The organism is Pseudomonas sp. LRP2-20 (assembly GCF_024349685.1).
In the GTDB taxonomy this organism is placed as follows: Bacteria; Pseudomonadota; Gammaproteobacteria; order Pseudomonadales; family Pseudomonadaceae; genus Aquipseudomonas.
The window spans coordinates 2,639,616-2,656,865 of record NZ_AP025944.1 but is presented as its reverse complement, the minus strand read 5'-3'; the positions used below and the strand labels follow the sequence as shown (position 1 = coordinate 2,656,865).

The window sequence follows — 17,250 nt, the reverse complement described above, 5'->3', positions numbered from 1 at the left end:
TCACCCATGCACAGCGCAGGCGCCGCTGAAGCATCGAGTTTGAACTTCACGCCCGGATCAGGGCCTGCCCTTTCAGGTCTATCGCAAACGGAGATTCAACAATGAGTGCACAACTTAACGGCAAGCGTGTGGCCTTCCTGGTCACCGATGGTTTTGAACAAGTGGAGCTGACGGGGCCCCGTGACGCGTTGCAAAAAATCGGTGCGGTGGTCGACATCCTGGCGGACAAGGAAGGAAGGGTGCGCGGCTGGCATCACGACAAACCCGCCGACGAATTTGCCGTGGATGCCACCTTCGACAGTGCCCACCTCGATCTTTACGACGCCATCGTGCTGCCTGGCGGCGTACAGAATTCCGACAACATTCGGCTGATACCCGGCGCTCAGAAACTGGTGAAAAGTCACCATTCGGCCAACAAGCCGCTGGCGGTGATCTGCCACGGCGCCTGGCTGCTGGTGTCCACAGGCCTCGTCAAGGGCAAGCGGATGACCAGCTACAAGACCTTGCAGGACGATATTCGTAATGCTGGCGGCAACTGGGTGGATGAAGAAGTCGTCGTCGACGGCAACCTGATCAGCAGCCGCAAACCTGAAGATATCCCGGCCTTCAACGAGCAGTTGATCAGGGCACTGGCTGGCTGATCGTCTCTCCACGGCCCCTGTCGTGCGCATGCACCGAGCCGGGGCCGCACCGCTCGTCGCTGCAACTGCGCATCGAAACCAACGTCCAGACCTCAGGCGTTTCGAATGGTATGAGCGTACTCAACTGCAGGAGCTTCCCTGATGCGAGATTTCCCTACTCCCCCCTTCCCGTCACAGCCACAGGACGTGCCAGGCTCCCAACGCAGGATGGAGCCGATTCCAGACTGTGGGGAGCAGTCGTATACCGGCCACAACCGACTGCACGGCAAGATTGCCCTGATCACCGGCGCCGACAGCGGAATTGGGCGGGCTGTAGCGATTGCCTATGCCCGTGAGGGTGCGGACGTTGCCATCGCCTATCTCAATGAACATGAAGATGCGCAAGAGACCGCACGTTGGGTAGAAGCCGCTGGCCGGCAATGCCTGCTGTTGCCAGGGGACCTTGCGAACAAGCAACACTGCCATGACATCGTTGCAAAGACCGTGGAGCGGTTCGGTCGTATCGACATCCTGGTGAACAATGCAGCGTTCCAGATGACCCATGAGACCCTCGAGGAGATCGACGATGATGAATGGGTGAAGACGTTCGACATCAACATCACCGCCATCTTCCGGCTCTGCAAGGCGGCACTGCCCTCCATGGCAAAGGGCAGCTCGATCATCAACACCAGCTCGGTCAATTCCGACGACCCGTCCCCCAGCCTGCTGGCCTATGCCGCAACCAAGGGCGCGATTGCCAACTTCACCGCTGGCTTGGCCCAGTTGCTGGGCAAAAAGGGGATTCGGGTCAACAGTGTGGCGCCAGGCCCCATCTGGACACCCTTGATTCCGGCTACCATGCCCGATGAGGCCGTGAAGAACTTCGGTTCCGGTTACCCCATGGGGCGGCCAGGGCAGCCGGTCGAGGTCGCGCCGATCTATGTGCTGCTGGGTTCCGATGAGGCCAGCTACATCAGTGGCTCACGTTACGCGGTAACCGGCGGTAAACCGATCCTTTGAGCAAGCGGGTCTTGGCCTACTGGCCTTGGCTGCGATAACCGCTCGGCGTCATGCCCAACTGCTTCTTGAAGGTCTTGGAGAAATGCGCGGAATCGGCGAAGCCCCAGCGGGTACCGATGTCGGTGATCGAGCGATGCCCATAGGCGGGGTTGCGCAAGTCCTGGGCGGCCTTGTGCAACCGTTCGCGCAGGATGTAACGACAGACACTGTCGCCGCTGGCTTCGAACAGGCGATACAGCTGGCGGCTGGAAATACCCAGTTCCTCGGCCAGGGCGACGGGCGTCAGGCGCGGCGAGTCCAGGCGCTGCTGGATCAGCGACTGCACTTCGTGCAGGTGCAGGCCGGGCGAACTGTCACGCGCGCGATATTCCAGCACCGAGCCGAGCAGCCCGACCAGCGCGGCCTGCAGCCCGTCACCGTCTTGTGCGCAGGCCCACTGTTCGAGTTCGCCTTCGGCCACCTGGCGCACCATCGTCGCCAGCAACTGCCCGCATGCGCCGGCGGTGGACAGCTTGCCGAAACGGCTGGCATCCAGATTCTTCAAACGCTCACGGGGTAGGTGGATGGACACGTGGGAGAACAGCCCGCGGGGGATCATCTTCATGGCCTGCGCCGAGTCCAGCAGGGCCATGTCACCTTCGCGCAGGTCCATCACCCGGTCGCCCAGTTCGATGGACATTTCCCCGGTCTGTTGTAACACAAGGAAACAATGTGAATCGCCGTCACGCCCAATGTCGCGTCCTGAGCGAGCGATCGCATGGGCATTGCTGCGGATATGGGCGACCCGCGTCGTACCCAGTAGCGACGGGCGCAAATCGCCGATGAAAAGGCTCTGACAGTGGTCGTAGCGGGTTTCGAAGCGCCCGCAAATAGCGTGGACACTGGCGTTCCAGACAGACATCGCTTGACCGTTCATCAACCACCTCTATCGAAAGCACGCGCCATATTAGTGCAATATTCACGTGATTTTGGGTAACAAAAAAGCTGTGCCCAAAGCGTAAGCACATACCGCGCCACATTGCCCACGCCGGTCTGCGACAGGAAGGTCGTTGCGGACATCGCAACAACATTGCTCCCGCCTGTCATTGAGCGCCCTGCCCGCCTCCCTTTAGCGTGCCCTACCGGTTTGCCCGGCGATGCCGTACGAAAGTCCGGGCCTTTCATCCAGGAGTTACGCTTGATGTCCCACCACTACGAACTGCTGCGCTTCACCTTGCGCGTGCGCACCCCAGGCCAGGCCCTGCCACGCCTGCAGCTGGCCTTGCAGGCCGCCGTCGAAGGCGTCGAGCTGATCGGCTGCTGGGTTTGCGAAATCGGTCCGCAGAACACCATCGCCGTGCTGCGACGCTTTGCCAGCATCGAGGTCCAGGCGGCCGAACGCGAGCGTGTGTTAGTGGCCAGCGACGCCTTCGGTATCGGTGAGTTCGTGCTCGAGCAGCACATGGACGACTACCGCCTGTTCCCTTTCCTCGAACCACTGGCGCCCGGCAAGCATGGGCCGTTCTACGAGCTGCGCGAATACGACCTGGTCAGCTCCGGCCTGGCACCGACCCTGGCCGGCTGGCGCAAGGCGGTCGGGCCGCGCACCGGCGCGCAGTATTCGCCGGTGTATGCGGCGTTCTACGCCACCAATGGCCGGGTGCCGCGCTACCTGCACATCTGGCCCTACGCCAGCCTGGAGCAGCGCCTGGATGTGCGCAGCCGCGCCGTCGGCGACGGGGTATGGCCGCCGGAGAATTCTGCCCCGCAACTGCAGAAGATGAATTCGGTGGTCTATCTGCCCGCGGCCTTTTCACCGCTGCACTGAGGCCATCGCGCCGCGCCGCTGCGCCCGGCGCAGTAGCCTGTCGACAGCGGCCATGGCCGGGGCGCGCACGCCTTGGCGCCGGGCATGGGCGAGCAACGCGCCGGACAGCGCGTCGATCTCCATGCGCCTGCCATGCTCAAGGTCCTGGAGCATGGAAGGCTTGTGCCCGGCGTGCACGACGAATGCCTGCTGCACCGTCTGCGTGACTCGCTGCGGGTCCAGCGCCACGCCCAGCGACGCGGCAATCATGGCGGCCTCGGCGACCAAGGCCAGGGCCATTTCGCGTCCACGGTCGCAGCGGCCAAGCTCGCCCACGCTCTCCCGCGCCAGGGCGCACAGCGAGTTCAGGGCCGTGTTGAAGGCGACTTTCTCCCAGATGCTCACCTCGATATCCGGGTCTTCGATGCAGTGCATGCCGCCGCGGCGCAAGCAGTCGATCAATGCCTGCAACGGCCCGGCCTGTTGCGGCTCAGGCAACAGCCCGCGCAAGCGCACTTCGCCAGCGCCGCAGCTGCGTACGCTGCCCGGCGCCAGCACATCGGCCGGGTACAGGGTCATGCCGATCGCCAGGCAACGGTCAGCCACGTACTCGCGCAGCACCGGCACGCTGTCCAGGCCGTTCTGCAACGTCAGTACCAGAGTCTGTCGGCCGAGCAGATGCCGACTTGCCTGCATGGCCTGGCGGGTGTGGTAACTCTTGGTCAACATCAGCATGGCATCGACCTCGCCTTGCAACTGCTCGGCACGCGCCACCTGAGGCCAGTACACGCGGGCGCCCTGTTCGTCCTCCAGGCGCAGGCCATGGCTGCGCAAGGCGTCGAGCAAACGCTCATCGACATCCACCAGGGTCACCTCGGCACCGGCATCGATCAACCTGGCGGCAAACAGGCTGCCCATTGCCCCGGCCCCGATCACAGCAATCTTCATGTCTGGTTTCGTCCTTGCTTGCGCGAAATGAAAAAGCTCGCCGGGTCATCCCCGGCGAGCCTCGTTTACCCTGGCTGCATCCCTCACAGCTTTGGCAAGGTGACCGCATCACCAAGCGGCTGGCGTTTACCCGCCTGCTGCGAACGCAGCACGGCAGCACCGTAGATCGCCAGCACGCTGATCGAGCAGGCACCGGAGAACAGCAGCACCGCCGTGTAGCCGTAGGCTTCGATCAGCAGGCCACCGACCGCCGGCCCCACCGCCGCGCCGACCGACAGGCACAACGCCCCCAAGGCCACCAAGCGGCCCGACAGGTCGAACTCGGCCATCACGCCGAAGGTGTAGGCCAGCACGAAGCTGATCGAGAACAGGAAGCACATCACCCCAGCCACGTAGGTGGTCAGCGAGTCGAACTGGGCCAACAGCACCAGGCCGGCTACCTCGGCCGCGATGATCACCGCCACCGGCAGGAAGCGCCCGGCTTTCAGGCCGACCGACGAGGCGATGAAGCCGCCGCCGGCATTGATGATGAAGCCCAGCGCCAGCACCGAGCCGATGGTGTCCGAAGACAGCCCGCTCTTCTTGCCCATCAGCTCGAGGAACGCCCACACCGACATGATTCCGGTCAGGAACACCAGGCTGGCGAGCAGGCTCAGCCAGGCAATGGTGCGGCTCTCGCGGCACACCACCGGCGCCTCGCCGGCGCGCGCTTGCAGCTGCCGCGCGCTGCGGCTCGGCACCCACGGCAGAGGGGCTACGCCCATCAGCAGCATGCTGATGACCAGGGTCACCAGCATGCCCTGGAAGCCCCACTGTGGCGCCACCGCAACCGGCAGCACGATCAGCAGCAAGGCGCCGGGCACGGTCTCCATGCCCAGCTTGAAACCAAATGCCCGCTCAGGTTGCGCGCTGTCGCCAAAAATGGTCATCGCCAGGGCATACAGCGCACCGGTGCCGGCACCTGCCAGGGCCATGAGCAGCATCAGCGTCTCGTACGTGGGGCTACCCAGCATGCCGGCCAGTGCCACCGCCACCAGCAGCGAGGCCAGGGTGGAAATCACCCGCCAACTCAGGCGCTGGATCCACAGCAGCGAGGCCAGGCCAAGCACGCCGAAACCGAGGTTCATGGCCATGGCCAGACTGCCCAGTTGCTGTTCGCCATAACCGAACTGCTCGGCCAGGGCACCGAACAGCACCGGCAATACATTGAGCAGCAGCGCCCCGCCAGCGGAAACCAGGCCTGCGCAGATGTACACGGACGTCTTGTCAATCGGATTGGATGTTGTTGTTTTCATGGACTGATCCTGAATTGAGGGGCCTTGTCACCGCCTCAGTGTGCAACGCCCGAAGGCGTGCGGCATGTACCGCATTGCCGAGCTTTTGGTCATGGCTGCCAACACGGCTGCGGCCCGAAACCCGCCGAAAACGCGTAAAGCCCCACGCTAGACAGCACAGATCGACATGCCTGCAAACACCCCGTCATTCCTGACCAATTCGGGATAGCCGGGCGCCCTGGCGGGTTCCTAACATCGGCACCGTCGGCAGCAGTCTTCGCTGTCGGCCCTCTTCCTCCGCCCCGAGATGAGCCATGACTACAACGACAAGAATCGACTTTCTCTACCTGTCCGAGCAGGACATGATCCGCGCCGGTGTCACCGACATGCTGGCCTGCGTGAACACCATGGAGCAGATGTTCGCCCTGCTGCACCACGGCGACTACCGCATGGCCGGGCCGAACAGCGACTCCCACGGCGCGATGATCACCTTCCCCAAGGATTCGCCCTTCCCCAACATGCCCAAACCCACCGCCGACCGGCGCATGATGGCGATGCCGGCCTACCTGGGCGGCGACTTCTGCACCGCCGGGGTCAAGTGGTACGGCTCCAACATCGCCAACCGCGACAAGGGCCTGCCGCGTTCGATCCTGATGTTCACCCTCAATGACCCCGACACCGGCGCCCCCTTGGCGCACATGTCGGCCAACCTGCTGTCGGCCTACCGCACCGGCGCCATCCCCGGTGTCGGCGCTCGCCACCTGGCCCGCCGCGACTCACGGGTGATCGGCCTGCTCGGCCCGGGCGTGATGGGCAAGACCACCGTGGCCGCCTTCATGGCCGTGTGCCCGCAAATCGACACCCTCAAGCTCAAAGGCCGCGGCCAGAAAAGCCTGGACGACTTCATTAGCTGGGTGCGCGACACCTACCCGCAAATCACCACCATCGACGTGGTGGACAGCATCGAGGCGGTGGTGCGTGGCTCGGACCTGGTGACCTACTGCACCTCCGGCGAAACCGGTGACCCGTCCAGCTACCCGCTGGTCAAGCGCGAATGGGTCAAGCCCGGCGCATTTCTCGCCATGCCGGCCGGCTGCAGCATCGACGCCGGCATGGAACAAGCCGACGTGCGCAAGGTGGTCGATAACACCGGCCTGTACGAGGCCTGGTTCGAGGAGCTGCCCAAGCCCGCGCACAACCATGTGCCACTGGTGGGCGTGCGCTTCATGGACATGATCGCCGAAGGCACGCTGCCGGCCGAACAGCTGGAAGACATCGGCAAGATCGTCGCAGGCGTCGCGCCCGGCCGGCTCAACGACGCGGAGATCATCATCATGTCGGTGGGCGGCATGCCGGTCGAGGACGTGGCCTGGGGCACGGTGGTGTACCGCCAGGCACTGGAGCGCGGCGTCGGGGTACGCCTGAACCTGTGGGAAAGCCCGGCGCTGAGCTGATTCATCCACCTTTTCAATCGCAAGGACACTGCCATGCTGCAGATCACCAAACTCAAGACCGGATCGAAATACGAGACCCTGGGCAGCTATTCGCGCCTGGTGGCGGTGGACGACTGGATCTTCGTTTCCAACACCGCCGGGCGTAATCCGGCAACTGGCGAAATCCCCGAGGACCTCGAGGCACAGACCCGCCAGGTGTTCGCCAACATCGAAGCGGCGCTGCACGCCGTGGATGCGACCCTGGCCGACGTGGTCTGCTCACGGGTGTTCATCCAGAACCCAGAGGATGTCGCCAGCGTGATGACCATCGTCGGCGAAGTGTTTCGCGGCATCGACCCGGCCAGCACGGTCACCTGCCCGCCCCTGGGGGCGACGGTCTACCGGGTGGAGCTGGAGGTCACCGCCTACCGCGGAGCATCGCGCGCCACCACCCAGCTGATCGACCTTTCGCGCTAGCCCGTCCCGAGGAGAACCGCCCATGTCCCCTGTCATCGCGCCGGTGCACTGCGCAACCACACCCCCCAGTACCACCACCGTGGTCATCATCGGCGGCGGCATCGTCGGCCTGACTGCTGCACTGACCCTCGCCGAACGCAACATCCCGGTGGTGGTGCTGGAGAAAGGCCGCATCGCCGGCGAGCAGTCTTCGCGCAACCTCGGCTGGGTGCGCAAGACCAGCCGCCACCGCGAGGACCTGCCCCTGGCCTTGGCCGCAGACCGGCTATGGGCGCAAATGCCCGCCCGGGTGGGGCGCGAAGTCGGCTACCGGCAGGCGGGCATTCTGTTCGCCGCCCGGGAACCCGAGCAAATGGCAATGCACGAGGCCTGGCTGAAGTCGGTGCAAGGCTTGCCGGTCGGTTCGCAGCTGCTGAGCAATGCCGAAATCGCCCAGCGTGTGCCAGGTGGTCAAGCAACCTGGGCCGGCGGCATCTTCACCGAAACCGATGGCCGTGCCGAGCCGACCCTGGCCAGCAGCGCCATCGCCAGCGCCGCCATGGCCCGTGGTGCGGTGATTGTCGAGCACTGCGCCGTGCGCAGCGTGACCACCGCCGCCGGGCGCATTGACGGCGTGGTGACCGAACACGGCGAAATCCGCTGCGAGCAGGTGCTGCTGGCCGGCGGCTTGTGGTCGCGGCGCCTGCTGGGCAACCACGGCGTCGCCCTGCCGACCTTGCCACTGAATTGCTCGGTGCTGCGCACGGCGGCCATGGAAGGCCCGACCGACATCGCCGTGGGCGGCCCGGACTTCTCGTTCCGCAAGCATATCGACGGCGGTTTCATCATCACCCAACGGGGTGCCCTCGATGCGCACCTGACCCTCGATCATGCCTTGCTGGGGCGGCGCTACCTGCCGCAGTTCCGCGCGCAGCGGGGCTTGCTGCGGGTATCGTTCGGCAAGCCCTTCTTCAAGGACCTGGCGCTGGCACGGCGCTGGTCGCCCACGTCAGTCTCCCCGTTCGAGCGCATCCGCACCCAGGACCCTGCCGCCAACCCGGCCTTGAACCAGGAGGCGCTGAATAACCTCAGGGCCGCCTGGCCGGTGTTCAAAGAGGCGCGTATCGAGCAGGCGTGGGCCGGCACCATCGATGTGACGCCCGACTCGCTGCCGGTGATCGGGCACGTTCGACAACTGCCGGGGATGGTGCTGGCGACCGGCTTTTCCGGCCACGGCTTCGGTACTTCGCCCGCGGCCGGGCAACTGGCGGCAGACTTGGTCGATGGCAGTACCCCGCTGGTCGACCCCGCGCCTTACCGCCTGGAACGCTTTGCCTGAACGACGCTGTCCTGGCGAGCGGTGTGCGAAGGCAGTTCACCGAACAGCGCGCGGTAGGCGCCGGAGAAATGCCCGAGGTGGGTGAAGCCCAGATCGCTGGCCACCCGGGCGACGGTGAACTGCTCGGCTGCGGTGCACTGCAGCCGTTGGCGCACGGCATTAAGGCGTACCGCGCGCAAGTACTCGACCGGGCTCAGGCCGGTGACCCCGAGAAAACTGCGCTGCAAGGTGCTGCGGCTGACATCCAGCCGCTCACAGATCTGCAAAACCGATAACGGCTCGTCCGGGCAATCCAGGGCCAACTGGTGCGCCTGCCGGACCAGGTAGGCGCTGACCGCAACATTGCCCGCACGCCCCGCGCCGCCTTGGCTGATGTGGTCCAGCAGCACCAGCATGCATTCCAGCAGCAAGTCTTCGAGCTGCGCTTCCACCAGTGCCTCGCCCTGCAGCGCCGCATCGATCAGCCCCTGCAGTTGCAGGCGTATCGCCCCCAGAAAAGCCGGGCTGACGTTCAGCCGCGTGGCCCGGTTCAAAGCACGCAGTTCCTGGGCGCTGAACTCACGCTCGGCCAATTGCTCCAGACGACCGGCATCGACACTGACCGCCAACAGGTCCATGCCTTCAGGCGCATGGACGAAAAACTCCTGACCACTGTGAAGAAGCGTGACATCCGCGCTGCCCACACTGCTGCCCTGGAACACCCCGGCACGCGCACTGCCAGCGGGTATCGCCAGGCAAAACCGCCGCGCCGGCGCCACCCCGTGCTGGACCACACGCTTGTCCAGGCATTCACGAAAAATCTGGAAGCGCTGTGCGGTCAGATGCGTCAGTTCGGTGTGGGCACTGCCGGCGCTGATCTGGTCGTAGGTTTGCTGCCAGCCCAGGATGGCGCTGGCATGGGTGTTGACGTCATTGAAGCGGTGGCGTTGGGCATGCATGGCGTGCGTGTTACTTCCTGTTGCAATTTGCAAATGGAAGCAAGGACTGGGCCACTGGGTTAACCAGAGTACCCAGGCGATGTCGGTGACAAGGACTACGCGATACCCTCCGAGGTAGCCTCGCCAGCTCGCTTTCTACGCTGCCCAAGCAAGGCGTGCGCCGCTACTGCAGCGACCACCAGGCCAGGCGATGCTGCCAGCAGCAGGCCGCCGACCCCCGCCCCCGCGGCCAGGATCTGCCCGGCCGCCAGCGGCCCGGCCATCGAACCCAAACGCCCAATGGCCACCGAAGCCCCCACACCCGTGGCGCGCACCTGGGTCGAATACAAGGTGGGCGCCAATGCATACAGCACCAGTTGCCCGCCGATGGCGCAGTAACCGGCAGTGAACCCAGCCAGTAGCATCAGGCCAAAGCTGCTCGACAAACCTAGCCCCGCCAACGACGCCAGCATCCCGGCATAGGCGATCAGCACCGCCCGCCCGGCATGGCCGCGGTCCATCATGCGCCCGGTGAGGAACGAGCCCACCGCCCCGCCAAGGTTGAACAGAATCTGCACCGCACCGGCCTGGGGCCGGCTGAAACCTTGACCGATCAGCAGCGAAGGCAGCCAGTTGAGCAGCATGTACAGCACCGTCAGGGTAAAGAAGCACGCCACCCACAGCAGCAGCGTACGGCTCACCTGCCCCGGACCGAACAGCTGGCTGAGCATGCTGTCGGCGCCGGCCTGCTTGCTGCCCTGGGCGCGGAACGCCTGGGACTCTTTCAACCAGAGCATCAGCACCAGGGCAATCGCAATCGGCGCGATGCCACCGACGTAGAACACCGCACGCCAGCCCTCGCCCACTGCACTCATGCCAATCACCGAAGCCAGCGCACCACCCAGCGGCACGCCGCAGTAGGTCAGGCTCACCGCCGTGCTGCGCAGGTGCGCGGGCGCCGCCTCGCTGGCCAGGGCGATCAGTATCGGCAACGCCGCGCCCAGTCCAAGGCCGGTCATCAGCCGCGCGATCAGCAGCGAGGTGTAGCTTTCGGCATGGGCGGTGCCGAGCGAGAAGCCGCCGAACAGCAGCACCGCCACGATCAGGATCGCCTTGCGGCCGAGCCGGTCGGCCAGCCAGCCGCCGACGAACGCCCCGGGCAACAAGCCCAGCAACCCGGCACTGAACACCCAACCCAGCATGCTCGGGGTCAGGGCAAACTCCTTGGCCATGTGCGGCGCGGCAATGCCGGTCGCCTGCAGGTCCAGCCCTTCAAGCAGTGCGACAAGAAAACACAAGCCGATCGTGATCACCGCCTTGTTGGAAGTTGCGGATGTATGACGCATGTCTGGCCCCTCTTGTTGTTATGGGTTGGGTGGTCACAGCCGGAACGTGGCGCGTACCGAGATGATCGACGAATCCTCGCCGCCTGCGTCCTTGATGGCCGCGCCGACGTCGTAGTACTTGAGGTCGAGGTCCAGGGTGAGGTTGGGCGTGGCCAGCCAGCGGGCGTTGGCGCGGTAGATGGTGCCCACTTGCCGGCCTGTACCGCGGGTGTTGGCCAGCAGGCTCATGCCGGGCATGTACACCCCGTCCTCTTCACGCTGCTTCCAGACTGCGAAGATGCCGGGTTCGAAGCGCACCGTGCGCCAAGGCGAAAAGCCGAACGTGGGCCCGACCACGATGATGTTGCTCAGGGTGGTCAGGCTGGCCTCGCCATAGACGCCATTGCGTGGGTAAAGCGGGTCGAAGGTGCCGACCTTGCCGTCGCCTGCGTCGCTGTCGCCGCTGGCGGCATCGATGCGCATGCCCAGCCGTGGTTGCCAGGGATGGGCGAAGGTATAACCGCTGTCGCTCGACACGGCCCAGGCGCGGATGGATGCATTGCCCAGGTGGCCGGTCTGCCCGGCCAGGTTCCAGCTCCAGTCCAGGGCCTGGTGGCGACCGAACAGCCGCGTGCCGAAGGTGTAACGCTGCTCGTCACCGGATTCGCCGGCCAGGCTGCGGTCATCGGTTTCCAGGCCGAAGGCGAACAGGTCGATGTTCCAGGCCGGCGACAGCGGCAAGGTACCGTACAGGCCATAGAACTTGACACCGTTGTTGCTCCCGTCGTCCCAGCTGTCCTCGCCGGTTTTCAGCGGGCGCACGGCAAAGGCATCGAGCTTGCGACCGTCCTTGAAGTTGAACCCGGCGCGCACGCCGTCGAAGCTCAGGCGAATGTTCGGTGAATCGCGGAAGGTGACGAACACCTGGTCGCCAAAAGCCATCTCCTGGCGACCTACACGGGTGGTGTAGCGCCCGCCGGCAAAGTCGTGGTTGAAGTCGACGAAGGCCTGGCGCATTTCATTGCGGCCCTCATCGTTGGGCGAGTACAGGTCCTTGCCGAAGGCGCGGGTGTTTTCCACCTGGACGAAGGTGCGCACGGCATCGTCGAACAGGTGCAGGTCGGCGTGGGCCTGCAGCCGTTGCATCAGGTAGGAATCGTCTTGCACCCCGCGCAGGCCGAAAAAGGGTTTGTCGAGCGTATCGAGCCGGTAGCGTGCCTCGGCACCGAGTTGCAGCCAGGCCGACTCGGACAGCCGGTGGTAACGCAGGCCATCGAATGGGTCGGTGGCTTTGCCGGGGGCATCGAGAAAGCGGTAGTCCTCGATCCAGCGAGGCGCGCCGGGCCGCCCTGGCCGGCTCTCTTCAAGGGGGTTGGCCGCATGCACGGACTGGCAGAGCGAAAGCAGTACAAAGGGCACCCATGCCCCTTTCAACGGCCTGGTCATCAGAATTTCCCTTTTTTCTTATATTTGTGATTGAAACTGGATAACTCTATTAACGATTATTTTTGTTAACTATTGAGCCGTCAATAGGGACAGTCGCTGCGGCAAGCGGCGACCACCAACAAGCGTTCGCTGATCGCACACTTCTGCCCCCAGCGACGGCGGACACCCATGTCGGGCCGCTAGTATTTCCATGGCGCGGCCTCTAGCGTGCGGTCGTGGCAAAACCCTCATCCACAAGAACAACAAGAGCACCGCAATGACTCATCTTCGCCCCCTTGCCGCCCTAGGCATGCTCATGCTCGGCGCCAGCCAGGCCCTGTCTGCACCAACCGTTAAACAACCAAACATTCTGCTGGTGGTCGCCGATGATCTCGGCTTCTCCGACCTGTCGGCCCTGGGCAGCGAGATCCAGACGCCAAACCTCGACAAACTGCTGGCCGACGGTCGCCTGATGCTCGACTTCCATGCAGCGCCCAGCTGCTCACCGACCCGCGCGATGCTGATGTCCGGCAATGACCCGCACCTGGCCGGGCTGGGCATGATGTCGGAAGCGCGCAAGCGCCTGCCGGCCGGTTCCGAGGTGCGCGCCGGCTACGAAGGTGTGCTCGGTGGCAACGTCGCCACCCTGGCCGAACTGCTGCATGACGCCGGTTATCGCACCTATATCTCCGGCAAATGGCACCTGGGCATGCAGCCAGCGCAGCAGCCGCAAAACCGCGGCTTCGATCAGGCCTACGTGTTGCTCGAAGGCGGCGCCGCTCACTTCAAGCAGGCCAACATGGACCTGCAGTCGAACTACAGCGCGACCTTCCGGCACAATGGCGAGCCCATCGAGTTGCCCGACGACTTCTACTCCACCACCTGGTTCACCGACCGCCTGATCGACGTCATCGATAAGGGCAAGGCCAGCAACAGGCCGTTCTTCGCCTTCGCCGCCTACACTGCGCCGCACTGGCCGCTGCAGGCGCCGGACCGCTACCTGGCGCAATACCGTGGCCGCTACGACCAGGGTTACGAGGCCAGCGCCCACGAGCGCCTGGTGCGCCAGCGCGAAACTGGCCTGGTACCGGCCGACTTCCCCCTGGAGGCGCAACTGGAAGGCGTGCCCAGCTGGGCATCGCTGAGCAAGGAACAGCAGCGCCAGTCGGCCCGCACCATGGAGGTGTACGCCGCCATGGTCACGGCCCTGGATGCCGAGGTCGGGCGCCTGGTGGAGCATCTGCGCAATACCGGCGAGCTGGATAACACGCTGATCCTGTTCATGTCCGACAACGGGCCGGAGAACGCCACCCGCGTCGACCCCGACTGGATCAAGGCCAATTTCGACAACCGCCTGGACAACTACGGCCGCCGCGACTCGTTCCTGATGATCGGTTCGGCCTGGGCCCAGGTCAGCGCCCTGCCCAGCCGCCGCTACAAGATGACCACCTACCAGGGCGGCATCCGCGTACCGGCCTTTGTCTACTACCCGGCCACCATCAAGGCCGGCCGCAGCGAGGAGCTGGCCAGCGTGCGCGACATCATGCCGACGCTGCTGCAACTGGCCGGTGCGCCGCTGCCCGGCATCAAGTACCGCGACCGCGATATCGTGCCACCACAAGGCACCTCGGCCCTGGACTACCTGCAAGGCAAGGACAGCCAGATCCACGCCAGCGACGAAGCCCTGGGCTGGGAAATCAACGGCAGCGCCTCGCTGCGCAAGGGGCCGATGAAGCTGCTGTGGGATGCCACCGACGGCAAGCCGGGCTGGCACCTGTACGACCTGCGTAAAGACCCCGGCGAGCATCACGACATCGCCGCCGAGCACCCTGGGCAGGTGGCGCAGATGCTGCGCGACTGGAAAGCCTATGCCCAGCGCAGCAACATCGCCATCGATGCCGATGGCCGCCCTGCCAGCCCGGCACGCCCGGCCTTGGCCAGGCAGCCATGATCGCCCGGGTCGCCGGCGGCGCAGCGCTCGCCGCCGGCCTGCTCGCTGCCGTCTGCGGCGCCTGGCCACAAGCCCCGGCGCCAGTGCTGCTGTGCGCGGACTACAGCGGCCTGCCCGCACCCCGCCAGGGCCCTTGGCGGGACGGCATGGTGCACGTGCCTGGCGGTGAGTTCAGCTTTGGTTCGAGCCGCTTCTACGATGAGGAAGGCCCGCCCCATCGCGCCAAGGTGTCGGGCTTCTGGATCGACGTGCATCCCGTCACCAATGCCCAGTTCGCCCGCTTCGTGAAAGCCACCGGGTACGTCACCCATGCCGAGCGCGGCATCAGTGTTGCAGACGACCCGTCCCTGCCCGACGACCTGCGGGTGCCCGGTGCGATGGTGTTCAAGCAGGGGCCGGATGTGCTCAACCCCGGCTGGCAGTTCATCCCAGGTGCCAGCTGGCGGCACCCGCAAGGTCCGGCGAGCAGCCTGGCCGGGCTGGACAACCATCCGGTGGTGCAGGTCACCCTCGAAGATGCCCAGGCCTACGCCCGCTGGTCCGGCCGCGAACTGCCCAGCGAGGCGCAGCTCGAGTACGCCATGCGCGGCGGCCTGGCGGATGCGGACTTCAGCTGGGGCGCCAGCGAGTTGCCCAAGGGCAGGCTCATGGCCAATACCTGGCAGGGCCAGTTCCCTTACCACAACGCGGCGGCCGACGGCTTTACCGGCACCTCGCCGGTCGGTTGCTTCCCGGCCAATGGCTTGGGCCTGTTCGATGCCGGCGGCAACGTCTGGGAACTGACCCGCAGCGGCTACCGTCCCGGCCACGACGCCCAGCGTGACGCCGTGCTCGACCCGCCGGGGCCGACATTGAGCGACAGTTTCGACCCCGCCGAGCCGGGTGTGCCTGTGGCGGTGATCAAGGGCGGCTCGCACCTGTGCTCGGCGGACCGCTGCATGCGCTACCGGCCCTCGGCACGTCAGCCGCAGCCGGTGTTCATGGCAACCTCACACGTAAGCTTCAGAACGCTTCGGCAATGAAGGGCAAAGGTGCAGCGGCCGCGGCGACGGCCGCCACCTGCCGGTCAAGGTCGGGTAGCAGGTAGTCGAAGAAGAAATCGATGCTTTCCTGCTTCTCGCGGCGTTGTGCCGCCAGCGCCGGCAGAGCCTCGATACAGCGGGCAGTGCGGGCCCAGGCAAAAGCCTGCAAGACCGTGGCACAAAGTTGCAGGCAGTCGCCAGCCGCGCGATAGGGGTATTCAGGATCGCCCGCTGCCATTGACCGCACGTTGGCCAGCACCGCTTGCAGTTTGTCGCAGGCCCCGCCCAGCTCGGTGGCAGCCCTGCCAGACGACGCGGCAGCCTCGGTGCGCAGCTCGCCCAGCAGCAGGGCAACCCCTTCGCCGCCATCACCCAGCACCTTGCGTAACAACAGGTCGTTGGCCTGGATCTCGTTGGTGCCTTCGTAGATCATCGCGATGCGGCTATCGCGCAGCGTCTGCTCGATGGCGAATTCCTGGGTGTAGCCATAGCCGCCGAACACCTGCAGGGCCTTGCTGGCCAAGCTGAAACCTTGCTCGGTGAAGGCCGCCTTGATGACGGGCGTCAACAGCGCGGCCAGTGTCGCCGCCTGGGCCCGTTGCTCAGGTTCGTCAGCGAACGCGGCTATATCCAGCCAGTGCGCCGCCCAGTAAGCCAATGCACGCATGCCTTCGCTGCGCACGCGCAACTCCAGCAGGGCCCGACGCATGGCCGGGTGCAGGTGGATCAGGTCGGCCCCCTGGGCAGCCTTGGCCTGCCCCGGCGTGTTCATCTGGCGCCGCTCCAGGGCATAGTCGCGGGCCTGCTGCCAGGCGGCCTCGGCATGCCCCAACCCTTGCAGGCCGACATGCAGCCGGGCCGAGTTCATCATCACGAACATCGCCGCCAGGCCACCGTGGGGCTGCCCGACCAGCCAACCCCGGGCAGCTTCGAAGCGCAACGCGCAGGTGGCGCTGCCACGAATGCCCAGCTTGTGCTCCAGGCCATCGCAATACACGGCATTGCGCTCGCCGTTTCCCTGCCACTTCGGCACCAACAGCAGCGACAGCCCACGGCTGCCGGCCGGCGCATCCGGGAACCGCGCCAGCACCAGGTGGAGGATGTCGTGGCTCAGGTCGTGCTCGCCTCCAGAGATGAACAGCTTGTTACCAGTAACCGCGTAACTGCCATCGCCCCGTGGCTCGGCACGGCTGCGCAGCAAGCTCAGGTCGCTGCCGGCCTGGGGTTCGGTCAGGCACATGGTGGGCAGGGTCTGGCCACTGACGATGCCCGGCAGATAGCGTGCCTGCAAGGCGGCGGACCCGTGGCTTTTCAGGCACAGGTAGGCGCCGTGGGCAATGCCGGTGTACATGGCCCAGCCGTGGTTGCTGCCGAAGAGCATTTCCTGCAGGGCCGCTTCCAGCACCAGGGGCAGCCCCTGGCCGCCGAGGCTGGGGTCACATGCCAGCGCCGGCCAGCCACCTTCGACGAAAGCGCGGTAGGCCGCCGGGAAACCGTCCGGCGTGCGCACCTCACCCTGTTCCAGCCGGCAGCCCTGGCGGTCACCGGACGCATTCAACGGCGCCAGCACCTGTTCACTGAAACGGGCCGCCTCCTCCAGCACCTGAACGGCCAGGTCGAGGTCGACGTCGGCATAAGCCGCCAGCTGCGGCCAGGACTGGTCGACCCGCAACCAGTGTTGCAGGACGAATTGCATGTCGCGCAGCGGAGCCTTCCAGGCCATGGCATACCTCG

15 protein-coding genes are annotated in these 17,250 nt (G+C 65.4%); 8 read left to right on the top strand and 7 right to left on the bottom strand.

Going from position 1 to position 17,250, the window contains the following annotated elements; genetic code table 11:
• Positions 1-101 precede the first annotated feature (101 nt).
• Together OCX61_RS11755 and OCX61_RS11750 are read left to right on the top strand one after the other, a co-directional pair.
• Positions 102-641, top strand: a complete 540-nt coding sequence (locus OCX61_RS11755; RefSeq protein ID WP_261943956.1) for a type 1 glutamine amidotransferase domain-containing protein — start codon at positions 102-104, stop codon at positions 639-641.
• A gap of 141 nt (positions 642-782) precedes the next feature.
• Complete coding sequence (locus OCX61_RS11750; RefSeq protein ID WP_261943955.1) at positions 783-1,640, top strand: SDR family oxidoreductase; 858 nt, start codon at positions 783-785, stop codon at positions 1,638-1,640.
• A 16-nt stretch (positions 1,641-1,656) separates the two neighbouring features.
• Here OCX61_RS11750 and feaR read toward each other — a convergent pair whose 3' ends face one another.
• The gene (gene feaR / locus OCX61_RS11745; RefSeq protein ID WP_313712979.1) at positions 1,657-2,556 is read right to left on the bottom strand and encodes a transcriptional regulator FeaR; all 900 of its coding nucleotides are present in this window, start codon (positions 2,554-2,556) and stop codon (positions 1,657-1,659) included.
• A 264-nt stretch (positions 2,557-2,820) separates the two neighbouring features.
• On the opposite strand from feaR, the gene OCX61_RS11740 reads away from it, so the two are divergent.
• Positions 2,821-3,447 (top strand): NIPSNAP family protein, encoded by a 627-nt coding sequence (locus OCX61_RS11740; protein ID WP_261943954.1) that lies wholly within the window; start codon positions 2,821-2,823, stop codon positions 3,445-3,447.
• On the opposite strand, the gene OCX61_RS11735 is transcribed toward OCX61_RS11740, so the two are convergent.
• Together OCX61_RS11735 and OCX61_RS11730 are read right to left on the bottom strand one after the other, a co-directional pair.
• Positions 3,433-4,374 (bottom strand): ketopantoate reductase family protein, encoded by a 942-nt coding sequence (locus OCX61_RS11735; protein WP_261943953.1) that lies wholly within the window; start codon positions 4,372-4,374, stop codon positions 3,433-3,435. The genes OCX61_RS11740 and OCX61_RS11735 overlap by 15 nt on opposite strands.
• An 83-nt stretch (positions 4,375-4,457) precedes the next feature.
• Entirely contained in the window at positions 4,458-5,669 is a 1,212-nt protein-coding gene (locus OCX61_RS11730) for an MFS transporter (protein ID WP_261943952.1), read from the bottom strand.
• A gap of 293 nt (positions 5,670-5,962) precedes the next feature.
• Here OCX61_RS11730 and OCX61_RS11725 point away from each other — a divergent pair, with 293 nt between their 5' ends.
• From OCX61_RS11725 to OCX61_RS11715, 3 genes are read left to right on the top strand one after another with little or no spacing between them, the layout of a single operon-like run.
• Positions 5,963-7,102 carry an ornithine cyclodeaminase family protein gene (locus OCX61_RS11725; protein WP_261943951.1) on the top strand — a complete coding sequence of 380 codons (1,140 nt, stop codon included), beginning with the start codon at positions 5,963-5,965 and terminating at the stop codon, positions 7,100-7,102.
• A gap of 33 nt (positions 7,103-7,135) precedes the next feature.
• On the top strand, positions 7,136-7,558 hold the full coding sequence (locus tag OCX61_RS11720; RefSeq protein WP_261943950.1) for a Rid family hydrolase: 423 nt from the start codon (positions 7,136-7,138) through the stop codon (positions 7,556-7,558).
• Between the two features lie 22 nt (positions 7,559-7,580).
• Positions 7,581-8,876 (top strand): NAD(P)/FAD-dependent oxidoreductase, encoded by a 1,296-nt coding sequence (locus OCX61_RS11715; protein WP_261943949.1) that lies wholly within the window; start codon positions 7,581-7,583, stop codon positions 8,874-8,876.
• On the opposite strand, the gene OCX61_RS11710 is transcribed toward OCX61_RS11715, so the two are convergent.
• The 3 genes from OCX61_RS11710 to OCX61_RS11700 form a co-directional block, all read right to left on the bottom strand.
• On the bottom strand, positions 8,852-9,814 hold the full coding sequence (locus tag OCX61_RS11710) for a helix-turn-helix domain-containing protein (protein WP_261943948.1): 963 nt from the start codon (positions 9,812-9,814) through the stop codon (positions 8,852-8,854). The genes OCX61_RS11715 and OCX61_RS11710 overlap by 25 nt on opposite strands.
• A gap of 95 nt (positions 9,815-9,909) precedes the next feature.
• Positions 9,910-11,139: a 3-(3-hydroxy-phenyl)propionate transporter MhpT gene (mhpT, locus tag OCX61_RS11705; RefSeq protein ID WP_261943947.1), complete on the bottom strand. Its 1,230-nt coding sequence runs from the start codon at positions 11,137-11,139 to the stop codon at positions 9,910-9,912.
• Positions 11,140-11,172: 33 nt separating this feature from the next.
• On the bottom strand, positions 11,173-12,564 hold the full coding sequence (locus OCX61_RS11700; RefSeq protein WP_261943946.1) for an alginate export family protein: 1,392 nt from the start codon (positions 12,562-12,564) through the stop codon (positions 11,173-11,175).
• Positions 12,565-12,820: 256 nt separating this feature from the next.
• Here OCX61_RS11700 and OCX61_RS11695 point away from each other — a divergent pair, with 256 nt between their 5' ends.
• On the top strand, positions 12,821-14,494 hold the full coding sequence (locus OCX61_RS11695) for an arylsulfatase (RefSeq protein WP_261943945.1): 1,674 nt from the start codon (positions 12,821-12,823) through the stop codon (positions 14,492-14,494).
• Positions 14,491-15,516 carry a formylglycine-generating enzyme family protein gene (locus tag OCX61_RS11690; protein WP_261943944.1) on the top strand — a complete coding sequence of 342 codons (1,026 nt, stop codon included), beginning with the start codon at positions 14,491-14,493 and terminating at the stop codon, positions 15,514-15,516. The genes OCX61_RS11695 and OCX61_RS11690 overlap by 4 nt, the downstream gene beginning before the upstream one ends.
• Here OCX61_RS11690 and OCX61_RS11685 read toward each other — a convergent pair.
• Positions 15,497-17,239 carry an acyl-CoA dehydrogenase family protein gene (locus tag OCX61_RS11685; RefSeq protein ID WP_261943943.1) on the bottom strand — a complete coding sequence of 581 codons (1,743 nt, stop codon included), beginning with the start codon at positions 17,237-17,239 and terminating at the stop codon, positions 15,497-15,499. The two genes, OCX61_RS11690 and OCX61_RS11685, sit on opposite strands and share 20 nt — an antisense overlap.
• Positions 17,240-17,250 lie beyond the last annotated feature (11 nt).

What these genes read in the sequence shown, in the direction of transcription:
- OCX61_RS11755 (WP_261943956.1), top strand. Translation starts at nt 102, where the DNA reads ATGAGTGCACAACTTAACGGCAAGCGTGTGGCCTTCCTGGTCACCGAT.
- OCX61_RS11750 (WP_261943955.1), top strand. Translation starts at nt 783, where the DNA reads ATGCGAGATTTCCCTACTCCCCCCTTCCCGTCACAGCCACAGGACGTG.
- feaR (WP_313712979.1), bottom strand. Translation starts at nt 2,556, where the DNA reads ATGAACGGTCAAGCGATGTCTGTCTGGAACGCCAGTGTCCACGCTATT.
- OCX61_RS11740 (WP_261943954.1), top strand. Translation starts at nt 2,821, where the DNA reads ATGTCCCACCACTACGAACTGCTGCGCTTCACCTTGCGCGTGCGCACC.
- OCX61_RS11735 (WP_261943953.1), bottom strand. Translation starts at nt 4,374, where the DNA reads ATGAAGATTGCTGTGATCGGGGCCGGGGCAATGGGCAGCCTGTTTGCC.
- OCX61_RS11730 (WP_261943952.1), bottom strand. Translation starts at nt 5,669, where the DNA reads ATGAAAACAACAACATCCAATCCGATTGACAAGACGTCCGTGTACATC.
- OCX61_RS11725 (WP_261943951.1), top strand. Translation starts at nt 5,963, where the DNA reads ATGACTACAACGACAAGAATCGACTTTCTCTACCTGTCCGAGCAGGAC.
- OCX61_RS11720 (WP_261943950.1), top strand. Translation starts at nt 7,136, where the DNA reads ATGCTGCAGATCACCAAACTCAAGACCGGATCGAAATACGAGACCCTG.
- OCX61_RS11715 (WP_261943949.1), top strand. Translation starts at nt 7,581, where the DNA reads ATGTCCCCTGTCATCGCGCCGGTGCACTGCGCAACCACACCCCCCAGT.
- OCX61_RS11710 (WP_261943948.1), bottom strand. Translation starts at nt 9,814, where the DNA reads ATGCATGCCCAACGCCACCGCTTCAATGACGTCAACACCCATGCCAGC.
- mhpT (WP_261943947.1), bottom strand. Translation starts at nt 11,139, where the DNA reads ATGCGTCATACATCCGCAACTTCCAACAAGGCGGTGATCACGATCGGC.
- OCX61_RS11700 (WP_261943946.1), bottom strand. Translation starts at nt 12,564, where the DNA reads ATGACCAGGCCGTTGAAAGGGGCATGGGTGCCCTTTGTACTGCTTTCG.
- OCX61_RS11695 (WP_261943945.1), top strand. Translation starts at nt 12,821, where the DNA reads ATGACTCATCTTCGCCCCCTTGCCGCCCTAGGCATGCTCATGCTCGGC.
- OCX61_RS11690 (WP_261943944.1), top strand. Translation starts at nt 14,491, where the DNA reads ATGATCGCCCGGGTCGCCGGCGGCGCAGCGCTCGCCGCCGGCCTGCTC.
- OCX61_RS11685 (WP_261943943.1), bottom strand. Translation starts at nt 17,239, where the DNA reads ATGGCCTGGAAGGCTCCGCTGCGCGACATGCAATTCGTCCTGCAACAC.